The following is a 15698-nucleotide window of genomic DNA, read 5'->3' as shown; positions in this document are numbered from 1 at the left end:
CCGCCGGCAGGACGGCCCGGACCCATTCCGACATAAGGACCGCATCCCATGAGCTTCACCATTGTCGAGCCCGCGCCCGCACGCCTGAATCGCAGTGAACTGGCTGTTCCGGGCAGCCGCACGGAACTCTTCGAAAAGGCCGCTGCGGGCGGCGCCGACGTGATCTTTCTTGATCTCGAGGATGCGGTCGCGCCCGACGACAAGCCGCAGGCGCGCAAGAACGTGATCGAGGCGATCAACGACATCGACTGGGGCGAGAAGACCCTGTCGGTCCGTATCAACGGTCTCGACACCCATTACATGTATCGCGATGTCGTCGACATTATCGAGCAGACCGACGGCCGGCTCGACCTCATCATGATCCCCAAAGTCGGTACTCCGTCGGATGTCTATGCGGTCGATATGCTGGTGACCCAGGTCGAGGACGCCATGGGCCGCGAAAAGCGCATCGGCTTCGAGCTGATCATCGAGACCGCGCTCGGCATGGCCAATGTCGAGGCCAACGCGAACGCCAGCAAGCGCAATGAGAGCCTGCACTTCGGCGTCGCTGACTATGCCGCCTCGACCAAGGCGCGCATGACCACGATCGGCGGTCCGAACCCGCTCTATGGCGTCCTGACCGACATCGACGGCGACAACCCGCGCGACTTCCACTGGGGCGACATGTGGCACTTCGCCATCTCGCGCATGGTGGTGGCCGCCCGAGCAGCGGGCCTGCGCCCGATCGACGGCCCGTTCGGCGACTTCAAGGATGGCGACGGCTACAAGGCCCAAGCCAACCGTGCGGCGGCGCTCGGCTGCGAGGGCAAGTGGGCGATCCACCCCAGCCAGATCACACTCGCCAACGAGCTGAACAGCCCGTCGGAGAAGGAGGTGACACAGGCCAAGCGTATCCTCGAGGCCATGGAAGAGGCGCAGAAGAGCGGCCAGGGTGCGGTGTCGCTCGACGGCCGCCTGATCGATATCGCCTCAATCAAGCAGGCCGAGGTGATGGTGCGCAAGGCCAACCAGATCGCCGCGACGGGATAAGGTATAGTTCCGAAGGCAGCAGTGCAGGCCGATGCAGCATTACCTCGATTTCGAACGGCCTCTTGCGGAGCTTGAGAGCAAGATCAAGGAGCTTCGCCGGCTGTCCGACAACGATACTGTCAACATCGTTGAAGAGGTGTCACGGCTTGAGAGCAAGCTCGACCGGCTGCTCGTTCAGACCTACACCAAGCTGACGCCGTGGCAGAAGACCCAGGTGGCGCGCCATCCGGAGCGGCCGCATACCAGCCACTACATCGAGCAGCTGTTGGAGAACTTTGTCCCGCTCGCGGGCGATCGTCTCTATGGCGAGGACCACGCGCTGGTCGCAGGGCTGGGCACGCTCCACGGTCGCTCGTTGCTGCTGATGGGCCACGAGAAGGGCAGCGACACCGAAAGCCGCGTTAGGCACAACTTCGGCATGGCCCGGCCCGAAGGGTACCGCAAGGCGGTACGCCTGATGAATCTGGCCAACCGCTTCAGCCTGCCGGTGATTTCACTGGTCGATACCTCAGGCGCTTACCCTGGAATCGGCGCCGAGGAGCGCGGCCAGGCTGAAGCGATCGCGCGCTCGATCGAAACCTGCCTCGAGATCAAGGTCCCGTTCGTCTCGGTCGTGATCGGCGAGGGCGGGTCTGGAGGCGCGATTGCGATTGCCGTGGCAGACCGCGTTCTGATGCTGGAACACGCCGTCTATTCGGTGATCTCACCGGAGGGCTGCGCCTCGATCCTGTGGCGCAGCGGCGATCAGGCCGAAACCGCCGCCGAGGCGATGAAACTCACCGCCAACGATCTCATTCATCTCAAGGTCATCGACGAGGTCATCAAGGAGCCGCTGGGCGGCGCCCACCGGGATCCGGCGGCAACCGTGGCCGACGTCGGCCGCGCCATCGGGCGCGCTCTGTCGGAGCTTGAAAACGCCGAGCCCGGAACGCTGCTCCAGGCTCGCCGCGAAAAGTTCATGGACATGGGACGCCAGGGCGTCAGCTAGTCGACCCGTTCCACAGCCATACCGACCTGATTCAGCCGGCCGTGGCACTGCTTGTACTTCTTGCCGGAACCGCACGGGCAGGGTTCGTTGCGGCCCACCTTCCCCCAAGTCGAAGGATCCTTGGGATCGCGCTCGCTGGGGTCGGCCTTACGCATGATCGTCGCCGACTGCTCCCAGTTGCCGACCTGCTGTTGCTGCTGCTGCGGAGCAGCGGCAGGTGCGGGGTCCGTTCGGGTCGCCTGCATGCGCCGTTCTGTCTCCTGCTGGCGCCGCGTGAGCAGGTCTGCGGCATCGACTCGAATCTCGACATGCATGAGAATCTGGGTCACCGACTCGCGTACCCCGCCCAGCAGACCGTCGAAGAGGTCGAAGGCCTCGCGCTGATACTCGCGCAGCGGATCCTTCTGGGCGTAGGCGCGCAAGCCCACGGCCTGACGCAAGTGATCGAGCGAGAGCAGGTGATCGCGCCACTTCTGGTCGAGAATCTGCAGCAGCAGGCTCTTCTCCGCGACGCGCATAACGGGCGGGGTGTAGCTCTCTTTCTTCCGGGCGAACTTGTCGTCGGCCTCCTGCAGAATGCGCTCCAGCACCTCCTCGTCTGCGATGCCTTCCTCGGCGGCCCAGTCGGCAACGGGCAGGTTGAGACCGAGCACGCGATGGACCTCCTCGGCCAGTGAGTCGACCTCCCACTGTTCGGGGTAAGCGTCCGCCGGTATGCAGCGGACCACCATGTCCTCAACGACTTCCTGGCGCATTTCGGCAATCGTGTCGGAGACGTCCTCGGCCGACATCAGGTCGCGGCGCTGCTCGTAGATAACCTTTCGCTGATCGTTCATGACGTTGTCGAAGCGGAGCAGCGTCTTGCGGATGTCGAAATTGCGCGCCTCGACCTTGCCTTGGGCGCGTTCGATGGCCTTGTTGACCCAGGAATGGACGATCGCCTCGCCTTCCTCTAGGCCGAGTTTCTGCAGCATGCTGTCGAGGCGCTCTGAGCCGAAGATGCGCATCAGATCGTCTTCGAGCGACAGAAGGAAGGTTGACGCACCGGGATCGCCCTGGCGGCCTGAGCGGCCGCGCAGCTGATTGTCGATACGCCGACTTTCGTGGCGCTCTGTGCCGAGAATGTAGAGACCGCCGGCCTCAAGGACCTTTTCCCGCTCAGCCGTGACCTCGCTCTGGATGCGTTCGATCTCGCGTGCGCGTTTGCCATCGTCTGTGACCTTGGCGAGCTCCTGCTCAATGCGCATGTCGGCGTTGCCGCCGAGCTGAATGTCGGTGCCGCGGCCCGCCATGTTAGTCGCGATGGTGACCGCGCCGAGACGGCCCGCCTGGGCGACGATGGTCGCCTCCTGTTCGTGGTAACGCGCGTTGAGAACGCTGTGCTTAATCTCGCGTTTCTTCAGGAGTGCAGCGATCAGCTCGGACTTTTCGATCGAGACCGTGCCGACGAGCACGGGCTGGCCCCGTTCGTGGCAGTTGACGATCAACTCGACAATCGCCTCGTACTTCTCCTTGGCCGTGCGGTAGACCTCGTCGTCCCGGTCCTTGCGGATCATCGCGCGGTGGGTCGGGATTTCGACAACGTCGAGGTTGTAGATTTCGGCGAACTCACCGGCCTCGGTCATAGCCGTGCCGGTCATGCCAGCGAGTTTGCCATAGAGTCGGAAGTAGTTCTGAAAGGTGATCGAGGCAAGTGTCTGGTTCTCGGTCTGAATTTCGACCTTTTCCTTGGCTTCCAGCGCCTGATGCAGACCCTCGGAATAGCGTCGGCCCTCCATCATGCGGCCGGTGAACTCGTCGATGATGACGACCTTGCCGCCCTTGACGATGTAGTCGACATCGCGCGTGAAGAGCTTGTGGGCGCGGAGACCCTGGTTGACGTGGTGGACCAGACTGACGTTCTGAATGTCGTAGAGCTTGCCGTCCTCCATCATCCCGGCTTCGATGAGGATCTGCTCCATCTTCTCGCTGCCGTCGTCGGTCAGCGAAACCGCCCGCTGCTTCTCGTCCTTCTCGTAGTCTTCGTCATCAAGCTTCGGGATGAGCGCATCGACCTTGCGGTACATCTCCGAGGAGTCCTCGGTCGGTCCCGAGATCACGAGCGGAGTCCGCGCCTCGTCGACCAGGATGCTGTCGACCTCGTCGACGATGGCGAAATTCTGGCCGCGCTGCACCATGGTCTCGAGCGAGAACTTCATATTGTCGCGCAGATAGTCGAAGCCGAACTCGTTGTTGGTGCCGTAGGTTACGTCGCAAGCGTAGGCTGCCTTGCGTTCCGAATCATCAAGGCCCGGAACGATCACGCCCACGGTCATGTCGAGAAAACGGTAGATCTGGCCCATCCACTCGGCGTCGCGGTGGGCTAGGTAGTCGTTAACCGTGATAACATGCACACCGTTGCCTGTCAGCGCATTCAGGTAGACCGGCAGCGTGGCGACGAGCGTCTTGCCTTCACCGGTCTTCATCTCGGCGATGTTGCCGCCGTGCAGCACCATGCCGCCCAGCAACTGAACATCGAAATGGCGCTGGCCGAGAGTGCGCTTGGCTGCCTCGCGCACCACGGCGAAGGCCTCGATCAGGAGATCGTCGAGTTCCGCGCCGTCCGCAAGACGCCGGCGAAACTCGTCGGTCTTCGCGGTCAGCTCGGAATCGCTCAGATTCTCGAGCGAAGGCTCCAAGCTGTTGATCCGGTCGACCGTCTTGCCCAGTTTCTTAACATGCCGTTGGTTTGCCGATCCTAAGATACGGCTCGCGAAAGCGCCGAGCATCAGATGATCATCCGTGTTTCGCCCGGATTCCGGGCGCCGCTGTCCCCGGACAGATAGGGGCCAGCCGTTTGACTGTCAACGATTGGACAATCGCCGGATCGTGATCGTCACCGGCTTGTGCACGAGCGCACGATATGGTCTCTAGCGCCGCTGAAGCCCCTGGAGTAACCTTGATGAAACGAGCCATGACCGCCCTTTTGGCGACCGCAACGATCGCCTGTGCGCCGATCGTTCATGCCCAGGAGGACGAGAGCCTCGACAACAACTATGTGGTCGCCCGCGTCAACGGCATCGAAATAACGCGTGACGATGTTGCCGCCTACATCATCCAGCTACCCGCCGAGTACCAGCAGGGGCCGATCGAGGAGCTCTTCGGACCCGTGCTGGAGCGGCTGATCAACCAGGAGCTGATCGTGTCGGCCGCCAGGGCCGACGGTGTCGACCGGGACGAGTTCTATCAGACCGAGCTTGCGGTGCTCGAGGGTGACCTGCTTAGCGAGTACTACATGCAGCAGAAGGTCGAGGCGGCGCTTACAGATGAGGCCATTCAGGCGGCTTACGACCAGATGATCGCCGAGTGGGGGTCCAGTGGCATGTCCGATGAGGTCCGTGCCCGTCACATTCTCGTTGGTACCGAAGCCGAAGCACAGGAGATCTCCGACCGCGCCAAGGCGGGCGAGGAATTCGCCGAGCTGGCCAAGGAGCTTTCGATCGGACCGTCGGGCGCCGAGGGCGGCGATCTTGGTTGGTTCCGTCAGGGCGACATGGTGCCTGAGTTCGAGGCCGCCGCGTATGCTCTTCAGGCCGGTGAGGTTTCCGGGCCCGTGCAGTCGCCGTTTGGCTGGCATGTCATCAAGATGGAGGAGCGCCGCGTTCTGCCGATGCCGACCCGCGAGGAAATAACTGAGATGCTGGCGCGCGATGCGGTGATCGACGAGTTGGAGCGCTTGAATGCCGACGCCGATGTGGAGATTGTGATCCCGGACCTCTTGACCGAATAGGGCCTAACGCCATGGCCAAGGCCCCCGCTACCGCGGTCTCGCCGCTGGCGCCGGAACGTTTCCCGGTGATGCATCCGGTCGCGGGCGTCAGCTTGGGGACCGGTCGTTGCGGTATCAAGGCATCAAGCACCAAGCTCGACCTGATGTTGGCAACGTTCGAGAAGCCGGCGACGGTGGCGGGCGTGTTCACCAAGTCGAGGACGGCCGGTGCGCCGGTACGCTGGTGCCGTAAGAACCTGCCGAAGGGCCGTGCAAGGGGGCTGGTGGTCAACTCGGGCAACGCCAACGTCTACACGGGCAAGGCGGGCGATGACGCGGTCAAAGCTGCTGCCCAGGGGGTTGCCGATCTCATCGGTGCGCGTGCCGGTGATGTTTATGTCGCTTCGACCGGCGTGATCGGCGAAACCCTGCCGATCGCCAAGATCGTCAAGGAACTGCCGGAGCTTCATAAACGTCTGAAGCCGGGTGCCTGGCACGATGCCGCCGTGGCCATCATGACCACCGACACCTTCCCCAAGGGGGCGTCGGTTGTGACAGAGATCGGTGGCAGGCCGGTGACGATCACCGGCATCGCCAAAGGCTCGGGTATGATCGCCCCCGACATGGCGACCATGCTGGCCTATGTCTTCACCGATGCGAAGCTTCCCGCTGCTGTGCTCCAGGCGCTGCTGCAGACGGCGGCCGACCAGTCCTTCAACAGCATTACCGTCGACAGCGATACCTCAACCAGCGACACGCTGCAGCTCTTTGCCACCGGCCACGCCAAACATCCGTCCGTGACCAAGGTCTGCGATCCTGCCCTGCGCGCCTTCCGCAAGGCCATGGATGCGGTCTGCCTTGATCTTGCACACCAGGTCGTTCGGGATGGCGAGGGCGCTCAGAAGTTCATTGAAGTCGCTGTATCCGGAGCGAAATCAGCCCGCGCGGCCCGCCGGATCGGGCTTGCCATCGCCAACTCGCCGCTTGTCAAGACGGCGATCGCGGGCGGCGATGCGAACTGGGGTCGCATCGTGATGGCGGTCGGCAAGTCGGGCGAGGATATCGCCGAGACCAGCCTGGATATTCACGTCGGTGGCCATGCCGTCGCGATCAAAGGCGCGCCGCCGTTCGACTACGATGAGGCGCTGATCGCGGCGCACATGGCCGGCCAGGACATCGTGATCCATATCGACGTCGGGGTCGGGCGCGGCAAAGCCACCGTCTGGACCTGCGATCTGACCCACGGCTACATTGAGATCAACGCCGACTACCGCACCTGAGTGCGGGTCAAACGTTCGAAGCGCAGTGCCATCAGCACGCTGGCCAAGAAGGTTCCGCCGGCTAGTGCATACCAAAGACCGGCTGCACCAAGTTCCAGGCTGCAAGCCAGCAGTGGACCGCCCGCGAGACCGCCGCCCCACAGGCTGGCGGCCATGAGCCACATCGGCACCAGCGAGTCCTTCAGGCCGCGGAGTGCGTGTTTGGCGACAACCTGCAGGCTCGACAGGAAGAGATAGGCCGCCCTGATCCACGACAGCATTTAGGTCTAGTGGTAGGCCTCGGCATAGCCGGCTCGGACGAGGGCATAGGGTGCAAAAACCGTTGTGGACCGGGCCGCCTAACACGGCCGCCAGACGTGGCGCACGCGGGAAGAATGGGGTAGGGGCGATCTGCAGATTCAGGGGACGCGCGTGCCAGTCAACGCACCGCAGACCATCACGACAGAACGTCTAGTGCTGGAGCCGCTGGTTCCGGCGCATGCGCTTGCGCTCAACCGTTTTGCACGGCTCTGGGAGGTCGCGCGCTACACGGCGAACATCCCGCATCCCTATCCGCCGGGCTGTGCCGAGGCCTTTACCAAGCAGGCTGTCGCGCAACGGCGCGAGGGTGGCGGCTGGGTCTTTGCCGTGATCCCCCATGAAAGCGAGGATATGATCGGCGTGGCCGACATCACGCTGTCGGACGACCGCATGACGGGCGAGCTCGGTTATGCCTACGCCCCCTGGGCCTGGGGCAACGGCTATGCGACAGAAGCAGCACGGTCGCTGATCCGCTTTGGCTTCGGCTATCTCCGGCTCGATCTGATCGAAGCCTATGCCATGATCGAGAATACCGCCTCGTGCCGGGTCTTGGCCAAGGCCGGCCTCCGGCGGTTTGGCGAGCACGTCCTGCCTGCTCCGGCCCGCGGACGCGGCATTCTGTGCGAAGCCTACCGGTTGTTCTGGTCCGAGGAACTGCAATGAAGAGCGTTCTGGTTGTGGCCTGCGCCTTGGTCGACGCCGATGACCGGGTTCTGATCGCGAAGCGACCCGAAGGCAAGGCCATGGCGGGTTTGTGGGAGTTCCCTGGCGGCAAGGTCGGTGACGGCGAGACGCCGGAAGCGGCCCTTATCCGCGAACTCAGGGAAGAGCTCGCGATCGACGTCACCGAGTCGTGCCTCGCACCCTTCACCTTCGCGAGCCACGCCTACGACGACTTCCATCTGCTGATGCCGCTCTACGTCTGCCGGAAATGGGACGGACAGGTGCAGGCCCTGGAACACACGGAGCTGAAGTGGGTATGTCCGGTTCGCATGCGTACCTATCCCATGCCCCCGGCCGACGAGCCCCTGGTCGCCATGTTGCGGGACCTGCTCTAGCTTTTCGATCTCGATCGAATTCATGCGAAGAGTGGGGAACCGTCCCCGGTTCCGCTTCGTCACAATCCGATCGAGGCGCTGTGGCTCCAGCCTGAGTAGATCATCAGCAGGCCGAGAATCGCCAGGACCCAGACGATGACACTGTGGGAGATTTCCTTTGATATGCCGAGAAGCACTGCCTGAAGGGCCCGGCCGCAAACGGCAATAATGTACGCTGCCATCATGGTTTTGCTGTGGCCGGGCTCTAGACCGTGGAGAGCGCCGAGCAGCAACGCCATGGCGAAGAGTGTGACGGTTCCAGTGTCCCTTGGGCAATGAGCGCGGTGATATCCATGACCTAGAGGTAGCGAGTGATCTCCTTCAACTCGGCGACCAAGGAACGGGCAGTCTTGCCCGATCGCGAGACACCGGCGTCGAGGCAGTGGTCGACGTGATCGTGCACGTAGATTCGCTTGGCTTGCTCGACCGCCTTGCAGACGGCGTGAAGCTGCGGCGCCACATCGATGCAGGCGCGTTCGTCTCCGATCATCTGGATGACCTTGCGGAGGTGCCCGTCGGCGCGCTTCAGTCGCTTGATCACGTCGTCATGCGTCACGTGTTTCATATGATTATCCTATCCCCCAGGAAGGGATAAAGTCAAACAAGCGATGTTCTTCAGTGCAACTCGTTTCAGTCCTCATCGCCAAGGATATTGGTGAGGCGGGTCTGGCCGCTGCCGGTACGCAGAGGCTGCTGTTGCGATTCGTGCGGCGACCAGCCCGTCAGGTAGATGACGTCGAAGGTCGCCGGGACGCGTCCGCTCGCGTTGCCGAACCTCTCGGCGTAGAGCGTTATGGCCGGCAGCAGGACATCGCGCCTCGCGAGACCACGAGGGCGTTCACTCACGACGTTGGTCTCGCCCATGGCACGCAGGTCGCGCATCAGGGCGAGTGCATCGGGATAGTCGACGTCGAGCCGGTCGATGTCGACGACCGGCAGCGCGAACCCCGCACGCTGAAGGAGGGCGCCGGCATCCCGTACATCGACCATCGGCGAGAGACGCGGCGAGAGACCGCCAGTGATGGCGATTTCGGCCTCCGCCAAGACGGTCCGCAACTCATGGAGCGTTTCGCCGCCGAGAATGGCAGCCAGCAAGAGGCCGTCAGGTTTCAGCGCGCAGCGGATCTGCGAGAGGCAGCCGGGCAGGTCGTTGACCCAGTGGAGCGAGAGGTTGCTGACCACGAGATCGGCCGAAGACTCCGCCAAGGGCGGCAGGTCATCATCGCAGACGAGACGGGGCCCGCGACCCATGCGGCCGAAGCCGGATGACCGGTCGGTCTGAAGAAGCCAGGTGATGCCGTTGCGCTGTTCGAGACCGGATCGCAGGGTGCCGTCGCGCGCACCGAGCTCGACGGCAACGGGGAACATCCGCTTGACGTCATCGAGCCGGTCGAGCAAGCGCAGCCCGACTTGGTGGAACAGGAACTCCGTGCTGTCGGTCGCGTTGCCGGCAGCCCGGTCGCGATGGAGCCGGAGAGCACGTGTGTCGAACGGGGCCTGGGCGTCGTTCATGCAGTCTTGTGCACGCTCACGGAGCGCGGGGCAATCGGTGGTTGACGGCGTGTGTGCGCCGGCGTGGAATCACACCATGTCGCAGACCACTGCCTTGGGCCGTGCCGCACGACGGGCCCTCGATACCGTCCTGCCGCAACGATGCTTGGCCTGTGGCATCATCGTCGATGGAGTCAGTGCGTTATGCCCGTCCTGCTGGCTTGAGCTTGACATGATCGCATCGCCCTATTGCGCGAGCTGTGGTCTGCCGTTCGGTCACGACGAAGGGCCGGATGCAATCTGCGGTGGGTGCCTAGCGCATCCCCCGGCCTTCGACGAGGCGCGTTCGGCCTTGCGCTACAACGATCTCGCGGCGCGCCTGATCGTCGGGTTCAAGCGCAGCGACAAGCTTCACCACCTGAAAGCCTTCACGGCATGGCTCGACGGCGCGGGAAGCGCGTTGCTCAGCGAAGCCGACCTGATCTGTCCTGTTCCGCTTCATCGCACACGTCTTTGGCGGCGGCGCTACAACCAGTCGGCACTGCTCGCAAACGCGCTGGCGAAGAAGCGAGGCCTGCGCCCGACACCGGATCTCCTGGTCAGGCGACGCGCGACGCCGTCACAGGGCGGTCTCAATCGTCGCCAGCGGATAGAGAACCTGCGCGGTGCGATTGCCATACGGACGCGGTACAAGGGAATCATCGTGAGTGCCAGCGTCGTCGTTGTCGACGACGTTATGACCACGGGCGCGACGGTCGACGCCTGCGCCAAGGCGTTGAAGCGTGCGGGTGCCGGTCACGTGGGTGTCATCACCCTTGCACGCGTGGTGCGCGAAACCACTTGAGCCTGATCGTTTCGCGCCTGCGGAAAGCATTATAAGGTCCAGCCTCCCGGAGGAGCCCGTCATGGTCGATGTCGTTATGTACACCACCATGTTCTGCCCCTTCTGCGTGCGCGCCAAGCAAATGCTGAAGGCCAAGGGCGTTGCGTTCGACGAGATCGACGTGACGATGAGCCAGGTCAAGCGCGCCGAGATGACCGAGCGTTCCGGGGGCGGCCGCACTGTGCCGCAGATCTTTATCGGCGACGAGCTGATCGGCGGCTGCGACGAGCTCTACGCTCTCGAACACGCCGGGGAGCTCGACGGGAAACTGGGACTGGCCGCATGACCAAACTCAAGATCGCCTGCGTTCAGGTGAATGCGCAGCTCGACATGACCGAGAATGTCGCTGCCGCGTGCGACCTCGTGCGTAAGGTGGCGGCCGCCGGTGCCGATCTGGTCGGCCTTCCCGAGAACGTGGCGCTGATGGCGGCGAGCGAGGAGGACCGGCTCGAGAACGCCTACCGGCCAGCCGATCATCCGGCACTGAAGGCCTTTGCAGCGGTTGCGAAGGAGACCGGTGTCTGGCTGCAGGCAGGTTCCGTGGCCGCGCTGCGGGCGGACGGCTCGCTCGCGAATCACGGATTCCTGTTTGATTCCGAGGGCTGCACCGTGGCCGACTACGAGAAGATCCACATGTTCGACGTCGATCTTCCCGATGGCTCCCGCTACCGCGAGTCCGTGATGTTCAACCCCGGTGACAAGGCTGTGCTGGCCGAGACGCCTTGGGGCGGGCTGGGCATGACGATCTGCTATGACCTGCGCTTCCCGGAACTCTATCGCAATCTCTCGCGGGCCGGTGCCGTGATGCTCACCGTGCCAGCGGCCTTCACCAAGGTTACGGGCGATGCCCACTGGGAGGTTCTTCTGCGGGCGCGCGCCATCGAGTGCGGTGCCTTCGTCTTCGCCCCGTGCCAGACCGGCAATCACCCCGGCGCTCGCCGCACCTGCGGCCATTCACTGATCATCGGGCCTTGGGGTAATGTGCTGGCCGATGCCGGCACCGATGTCGGCTATTGCATCGCCGAGGCCGACCTTGCCGAGGTTGCCAAGGTACGCGCCACGATCCCGGCGCTCGATCACGACCGTCCCTACACCGGACCGCACACGGCAGAACGCCAGGCGGCGGAGTAGGCCTCAGGCCTCGCGCTGCGCGCAGATGCGCTGCACAGCGGCCGGAGCCGGCGTGTCGACGATCAGATCTTCGTAAGCCAGAACGCGCAGGTGACCGGCGACAGCGTCGAGCAACTCGCCGGGCTTGAGCAGGAAGTCCGGATTGCGCGGGCGGCCGAAACGTTCGTTGCCGAGCGCGAAGGTCTCGTAGAGCAGGATGCCGCCTGATGCGACGGCAGCAACGATGTCCGGGAGAATGGGACGATAGAGGTAGTTGGTGACCACCACACCGTCGAAGATACGCTCCGGCAGAGGCAAGGGGCTGCCATCCTCCAGATCATGCTCCAGGACCTCGGCCCGATCCGCGTTCAGAAGGTCGTGAAGCCCCTCAATGGTGCGGTCGACAGCGGTAAGGCTATGGCCGCGTTCCAGGAAGTGGCGGCTGTGTCGTCCGCCACCCGCGGCAAGGTCAAGCACCGCCCCGTCCGGCGGCACCAGCGGTGCAAACCGGGTGATCCAGTCGCTAGGAGCCTGCGAAGCATCATGGTGATGCGACGGTTCTGTCATCGTGTTGTCACCTTGTTCAGTGGGGTCAAGGCCCTATATAGTTTCCGTTGAGCCAGACCTAACGATTTGATTTTGCAGGAGTCTTCCACGTCATGATCGTGTTTGACGTGAAATGCGGCAACGGCCACGTCTTCGAAGGCTGGTTTGCCGGTACGGCAACCTTTGAGGCTCAGGCCAAGGCGGGCGAGATCGCGTGCCCGATCTGCAGTGACACGCACATCGAGAAAGCCCTGATGGCACCGAATGTGGCGACGACCAAGGCCTCGGCCAAGGGCATGAATCCGCCATCTGAGGCTTCGACGCCGACATCCGATCAGGTCACGCTTGCCCAGCAGAAGGAGAAGGCGGGTCAGATGATGGCCATGGTGCGGGCGGTAAAGGAGCACGTGGAGCAGAACTTCGACAATGTCGGCGCAAAGTTCGCCGAGGAAGCCAAGAAGATTCATTACGGCGAGGCCGACAAGCGGAACATCTACGGCCAGGCGACCAAGGAGCAGGCCGAAGAGTTGCGCGACGAGGGCATTGAGTTCGGCGAGCTGCCGCATCTTCCCAAGCTGAACGGTTAGAATGCGCCTGCCGTTTCAGGCGTTTGCTGCGTCGCGTTGGAAATTGATGTCAAAGACCCTTCACATGGCTTGGTCCAACGACAAACACGACGATGATCGCTCCGGGTAGCGACGCAAGTACCATCACGGCAACCTGCGCGAGGCGCTGATCGAGGCCGCACTGAACCTGATCGGTGCGAAGGGTACGGGTGGCTTCACCTTCGCCGAGGCGGCGCGCTCGGCCGGTGTCAGCGCCGCCGCACCCTATCGCCACTTTCGGGATCGCGACGACCTCTTAGCCGGCGTTGCGCAGCAGGGGTTCGAATGTTTTGAGCAGTTCCTGCAGAACGCCTGCTAGGCAGGGGCGTTGCCTGACAGCGCGGAAGCCGCAGGCGTTACGGACCACGTTTCGTTGATAGGCCCGGACAGTGTCCGAAGACTCGACCAGCGGTACCCTCGCCGGGACCGCCGCGATCCGCGAGGCGCCGACGACCTGCAAGATGGGGCCTGACCCCCATGACCGTTGTCGACGAGCGGCTGCGCATGCAGGGCATCGACAATCTGCGCGTCGCCGATTGCTCGACCTCATGCCGACTGTCGTGTCGGGCAACACCAATGCTCCTGCCATCATGATCGGTGAGAAGTATGCCGCGATGGTCGCCGAGGACGCCCGCGCCTGATGCAGACAGGGCTTCAGTCGTCTGTTTGTCGGAAAACGCTTCAAATCCGCCATCGAGTGTTGTTACCCTCAGCTGCGGTTCTCGTTGGATGGGGGATGTCACCATGTCTCGACCGTTGCTGCGCTGCGGCCTTGTCGCGGCCTTGGGCGTCATGCTTTCGGCCTGTGCGGCCCAGCAGGCATCTCATCCCACCGCGCCTCCCGAGTTCTCGCCGACCGATCAGGCGATCCTGCTGATGCCGCTCGACATCCAGATCTACGAACTGACCGCCGGCGGCCTAGAAGAGCCGCGTGCCGACTGGACCGCTGCGGCTCGCGAAAATGTTGCCGCCGCAATCAATGCCGAGAGCGCCGAGCGCGGTGTCGAGCCCATTCCCTTCGCCTTTGAGGACGTTCCGGCCGACAAGCAGGACGAGATGCACCAGATCATGAAGCTGCACGAGGTCGTCGGCCGTGCCATGCTGCAATATCGCTATGTCCCCGGACTGCGGCTGCCGAACAAATCGTCTGAGTTCGACTGGACCATGGGCAAGGCGGTTGCGCTTCTGCGCCAGCACAGCCGGGCCGACTACGCGCTCTTCGTCTTCATGAAGGACAGCCACTCGTCGGACGGACGGGTCCTGATGAACATCGCAACGGCCGTTCTCTTCGGCTACGCCCAAGGCGGCACCCAGATGGGATACGCCACGCTGGTCGACCTGGATACCGGCGAGGTGGCGTGGTTCGGATCGCTGGTGCGTGAAAGCGGCGACCTGCGCAATCCCAAAGATGCCGGCGCGGCGGTCGACGATCTCATGAGCGGTCTGCCGAGCACATGATGCTGAACCGGCGTGCGTTACTGGGCGGTCTGTGCACCTGCACGATGCCGCTTATCACGTCCTGTCAGACGCTCGACACCGGACGTTTGCAGAGTGATCATCAGCCTGCCGCCCACACCGACGAGGCCGGGCTCTGGCAACTCTTCGATGACTTCGAGACGCAGCTCGAACGTTCGCCGGCGCGCATCGACGAAGGCAATGCCGAGGCTTATCTGACCGACGTCGCCTGCCGTCTGGCGGGATCGCACTGCACGAACCTCCGAGTCTATCTCGTCAACACGCCCTACTTCAACGCGTCGATGGCTCCCAACGGCATGATGGAGGTCTGGTCCGGCCTGCTGCTACGCGTCGAAAACGAGGCCCAGCTTGCCACCATCATCGGCCATGAGATCGGCCACTTCATCGAACGCCACAGCCTGGAGCGCTGGCGCACGATTCGCGCGTCGGTGACTACCGCCCAGCTCTTCGGCATGGGGATCGCCGTTGCCGGCGGCGGCACGCTCGCGAATCTTCCCACTCTCGTCGCCCTTGCGGAAATCTACGCCTACAACCGTGACCAGGAGCGCGAGGCCGACGCGATCGGACTCGACCTCATGACCGGCGCCGGGTACGCCGCCGATCAGGCCCCGCTGGTCTGGCAGAACCTGATCGAGGAGTCGGCGGCCGATCCGCACACCAGGCAGACCGACATCTTCTTTGCCACCCACCCCCAGCCCGAAGAGCGCCGCGACACCCTGCGCGCAGCCGCGACTCGTTACGACAGCTCGGTCGCCGAGATCGGCAAGACGCCCTATCTGGAGGAGGTTCGCTACCTGCGCGGGCAGATGCTCGAAGACGAGGTCGGCCTGCGCCAGCCGGAACGTTCAATCGTCGTGATCGAGCGGCTGCAGCGGCAGGAGCCGGGCGACGGCCAGCTGACCTACTATCTGGGCGAGGTCTATCGCCTGCGCGGCCGGAGCGGCGATCTCGACCGCGCCCTGGGCCTCTTCGACGACGCGGCCGGCATGGAAGGCTCGCCTGGGGAGACATGGCGTGCGATCGGGCTGATCCATCAGCGCCAGGGCCGCGACGATCTCGCCGCAGACGCCTTCAGCGAATACCTGCGCCGCGCACCGGATGCGCCCGACGCCGAACTCATCCGTTCCTACCTGCCGTCAACCTGA

General features: G+C 63.6%; 18 protein-coding genes and 2 pseudogenes. 14 read left to right on the top strand and 6 right to left on the bottom strand.

Features of this window, described 5'->3' with window-relative positions; translation table 11 throughout:
• Positions 1-48 precede the first annotated feature (48 nt).
• The gene (locus tag GDA49_12105) at positions 49-1029 is read left to right on the top strand and encodes a CoA ester lyase (protein ID MBC6441124.1); all 981 of its coding nucleotides are present in this window, start codon (positions 49-51) and stop codon (positions 1027-1029) included.
• Positions 1030-1060: 31 nt separating this feature from the next.
• Positions 1061-2017: an acetyl-CoA carboxylase carboxyltransferase subunit alpha gene (locus tag GDA49_12100; protein MBC6441123.1), complete on the top strand. Its 957-nt coding sequence runs from the start codon at positions 1061-1063 to the stop codon at positions 2015-2017.
• Here the strand turns inward: GDA49_12100 and secA are convergent.
• On the bottom strand, positions 2014-4785 hold the full coding sequence (secA, locus tag GDA49_12095) for a preprotein translocase subunit SecA (protein MBC6441122.1): 2772 nt from the start codon (positions 4783-4785) through the stop codon (positions 2014-2016). The genes GDA49_12100 and secA overlap by 4 nt on opposite strands.
• Before the next feature lie 185 nt (positions 4786-4970).
• Here secA and GDA49_12090 point away from each other — a divergent pair, with 185 nt between their 5' ends.
• Together GDA49_12090 and argJ are read left to right on the top strand one after the other, a co-directional pair.
• Positions 4971-5786, top strand: a complete 816-nt coding sequence (locus GDA49_12090) for a peptidylprolyl isomerase (GenBank protein MBC6441121.1) — start codon at positions 4971-4973, stop codon at positions 5784-5786.
• A gap of 11 nt (positions 5787-5797) precedes the next feature.
• Complete coding sequence (argJ, locus tag GDA49_12085; GenBank protein MBC6441120.1) at positions 5798-7045, top strand: bifunctional glutamate N-acetyltransferase/amino-acid acetyltransferase ArgJ; 1248 nt, start codon at positions 5798-5800, stop codon at positions 7043-7045.
• On the opposite strand, the gene GDA49_12080 is transcribed toward argJ, so the two are convergent.
• Complete coding sequence (locus GDA49_12080; GenBank protein ID MBC6441119.1) at positions 7033-7305, bottom strand: hypothetical protein; 273 nt, start codon at positions 7303-7305, stop codon at positions 7033-7035. The two genes, argJ and GDA49_12080, sit on opposite strands and share 13 nt — an antisense overlap.
• Before the next feature lie 151 nt (positions 7306-7456).
• Here GDA49_12080 and GDA49_12075 point away from each other — a divergent pair, with 151 nt between their 5' ends.
• Together GDA49_12075 and GDA49_12070 are read left to right on the top strand one after the other, a co-directional pair.
• A complete protein-coding gene (locus tag GDA49_12075) occupies positions 7457-8008 on the top strand; it encodes a GNAT family N-acetyltransferase (protein MBC6441118.1) in 552 nt (183 codons plus the stop codon).
• Positions 8005-8403, top strand: a complete 399-nt coding sequence (locus GDA49_12070) for a (deoxy)nucleoside triphosphate pyrophosphohydrolase (protein MBC6441117.1) — start codon at positions 8005-8007, stop codon at positions 8401-8403. Before GDA49_12075 ends, GDA49_12070 begins: the two co-directional genes overlap by 4 nt.
• A gap of 59 nt (positions 8404-8462) precedes the next feature.
• Here the strand turns inward: GDA49_12070 and GDA49_12065 are convergent, their stop codons facing one another.
• From GDA49_12065 to GDA49_12055, 3 genes are all read right to left on the bottom strand, one after another.
• The gene (locus GDA49_12065; GenBank protein MBC6441116.1) at positions 8463-8627 is read right to left on the bottom strand and encodes a hypothetical protein; all 165 of its coding nucleotides are present in this window, start codon (positions 8625-8627) and stop codon (positions 8463-8465) included.
• A 113-nt stretch (positions 8628-8740) separates the two neighbouring features.
• The gene (locus GDA49_12060; GenBank protein MBC6441115.1) at positions 8741-9007 is read right to left on the bottom strand and encodes a metal-sensing transcriptional repressor; all 267 of its coding nucleotides are present in this window, start codon (positions 9005-9007) and stop codon (positions 8741-8743) included.
• A 65-nt stretch (positions 9008-9072) separates the two neighbouring features.
• Positions 9073-9954, bottom strand: a complete 882-nt coding sequence (locus GDA49_12055) for a methyltransferase domain-containing protein (GenBank protein ID MBC6441114.1) — start codon at positions 9952-9954, stop codon at positions 9073-9075.
• 76 nt (positions 9955-10030) lie between these two features.
• Here GDA49_12055 and GDA49_12050 point away from each other — a divergent pair, with 76 nt between their 5' ends.
• The 3 genes from GDA49_12050 to GDA49_12040 all read left to right on the top strand — a co-directional run bounded on the left by GDA49_12050 (position 10031) and on the right by GDA49_12040 (position 11947).
• Positions 10031-10777, top strand: coding sequence for a ComF family protein (locus tag GDA49_12050; GenBank protein ID MBC6441113.1), 747 nt, complete (start codon positions 10031-10033; stop codon positions 10775-10777).
• Between the two features lie 61 nt (positions 10778-10838).
• Complete coding sequence (gene grxC, locus GDA49_12045) at positions 10839-11102, top strand: glutaredoxin 3 (protein MBC6441112.1); 264 nt, start codon at positions 10839-10841, stop codon at positions 11100-11102.
• Positions 11099-11947 (top strand): carbon-nitrogen hydrolase family protein, encoded by an 849-nt coding sequence (locus tag GDA49_12040; protein ID MBC6441111.1) that lies wholly within the window; start codon positions 11099-11101, stop codon positions 11945-11947. Before grxC ends, GDA49_12040 begins: the two co-directional genes overlap by 4 nt.
• Positions 11948-11950: 3 nt before the next feature.
• On the opposite strand, the gene GDA49_12035 is transcribed toward GDA49_12040, so the two are convergent.
• Positions 11951-12493, bottom strand: a complete 543-nt coding sequence (locus GDA49_12035; GenBank protein MBC6441110.1) for a methyltransferase domain-containing protein — start codon at positions 12491-12493, stop codon at positions 11951-11953.
• Between the two features lie 92 nt (positions 12494-12585).
• Here GDA49_12035 and GDA49_12030 point away from each other — a divergent pair, with 92 nt between their 5' ends.
• The 5 genes and pseudogenes from GDA49_12030 to GDA49_12010 all read left to right on the top strand — a co-directional run bounded on the left by GDA49_12030 (position 12586) and on the right by GDA49_12010 (position 15698).
• Positions 12586-13059 (top strand): DUF1178 family protein, encoded by a 474-nt coding sequence (locus GDA49_12030; GenBank protein ID MBC6441109.1) that lies wholly within the window; start codon positions 12586-12588, stop codon positions 13057-13059.
• A 133-nt stretch (positions 13060-13192) separates the two neighbouring features.
• Positions 13193-13381, top strand: a pseudogene (locus GDA49_12025) (helix-turn-helix transcriptional regulator).
• A 173-nt stretch (positions 13382-13554) separates the two neighbouring features.
• Positions 13555-13718, top strand: a pseudogene (locus GDA49_12020) (hypothetical protein).
• Positions 13719-13821: 103 nt separating this feature from the next.
• Entirely contained in the window at positions 13822-14535 is a 714-nt protein-coding gene (locus GDA49_12015) for a hypothetical protein (protein ID MBC6441108.1), read from the top strand.
• Positions 14532-15698, top strand: a complete 1167-nt coding sequence (locus tag GDA49_12010) for a M48 family metalloprotease (protein MBC6441107.1) — start codon at positions 14532-14534, stop codon at positions 15696-15698. Before GDA49_12015 ends, GDA49_12010 begins: the two co-directional genes overlap by 4 nt.

It is taken from the genome of Rhodospirillales bacterium, assembly GCA_014323865.1.
GTDB lineage: Bacteria > Pseudomonadota > Alphaproteobacteria > SP197 > SP197 > SP197.
The sequence above is the reverse complement of the archived record's forward strand: the minus strand, read 5'-3'. Positions and strand labels throughout refer to the sequence as shown.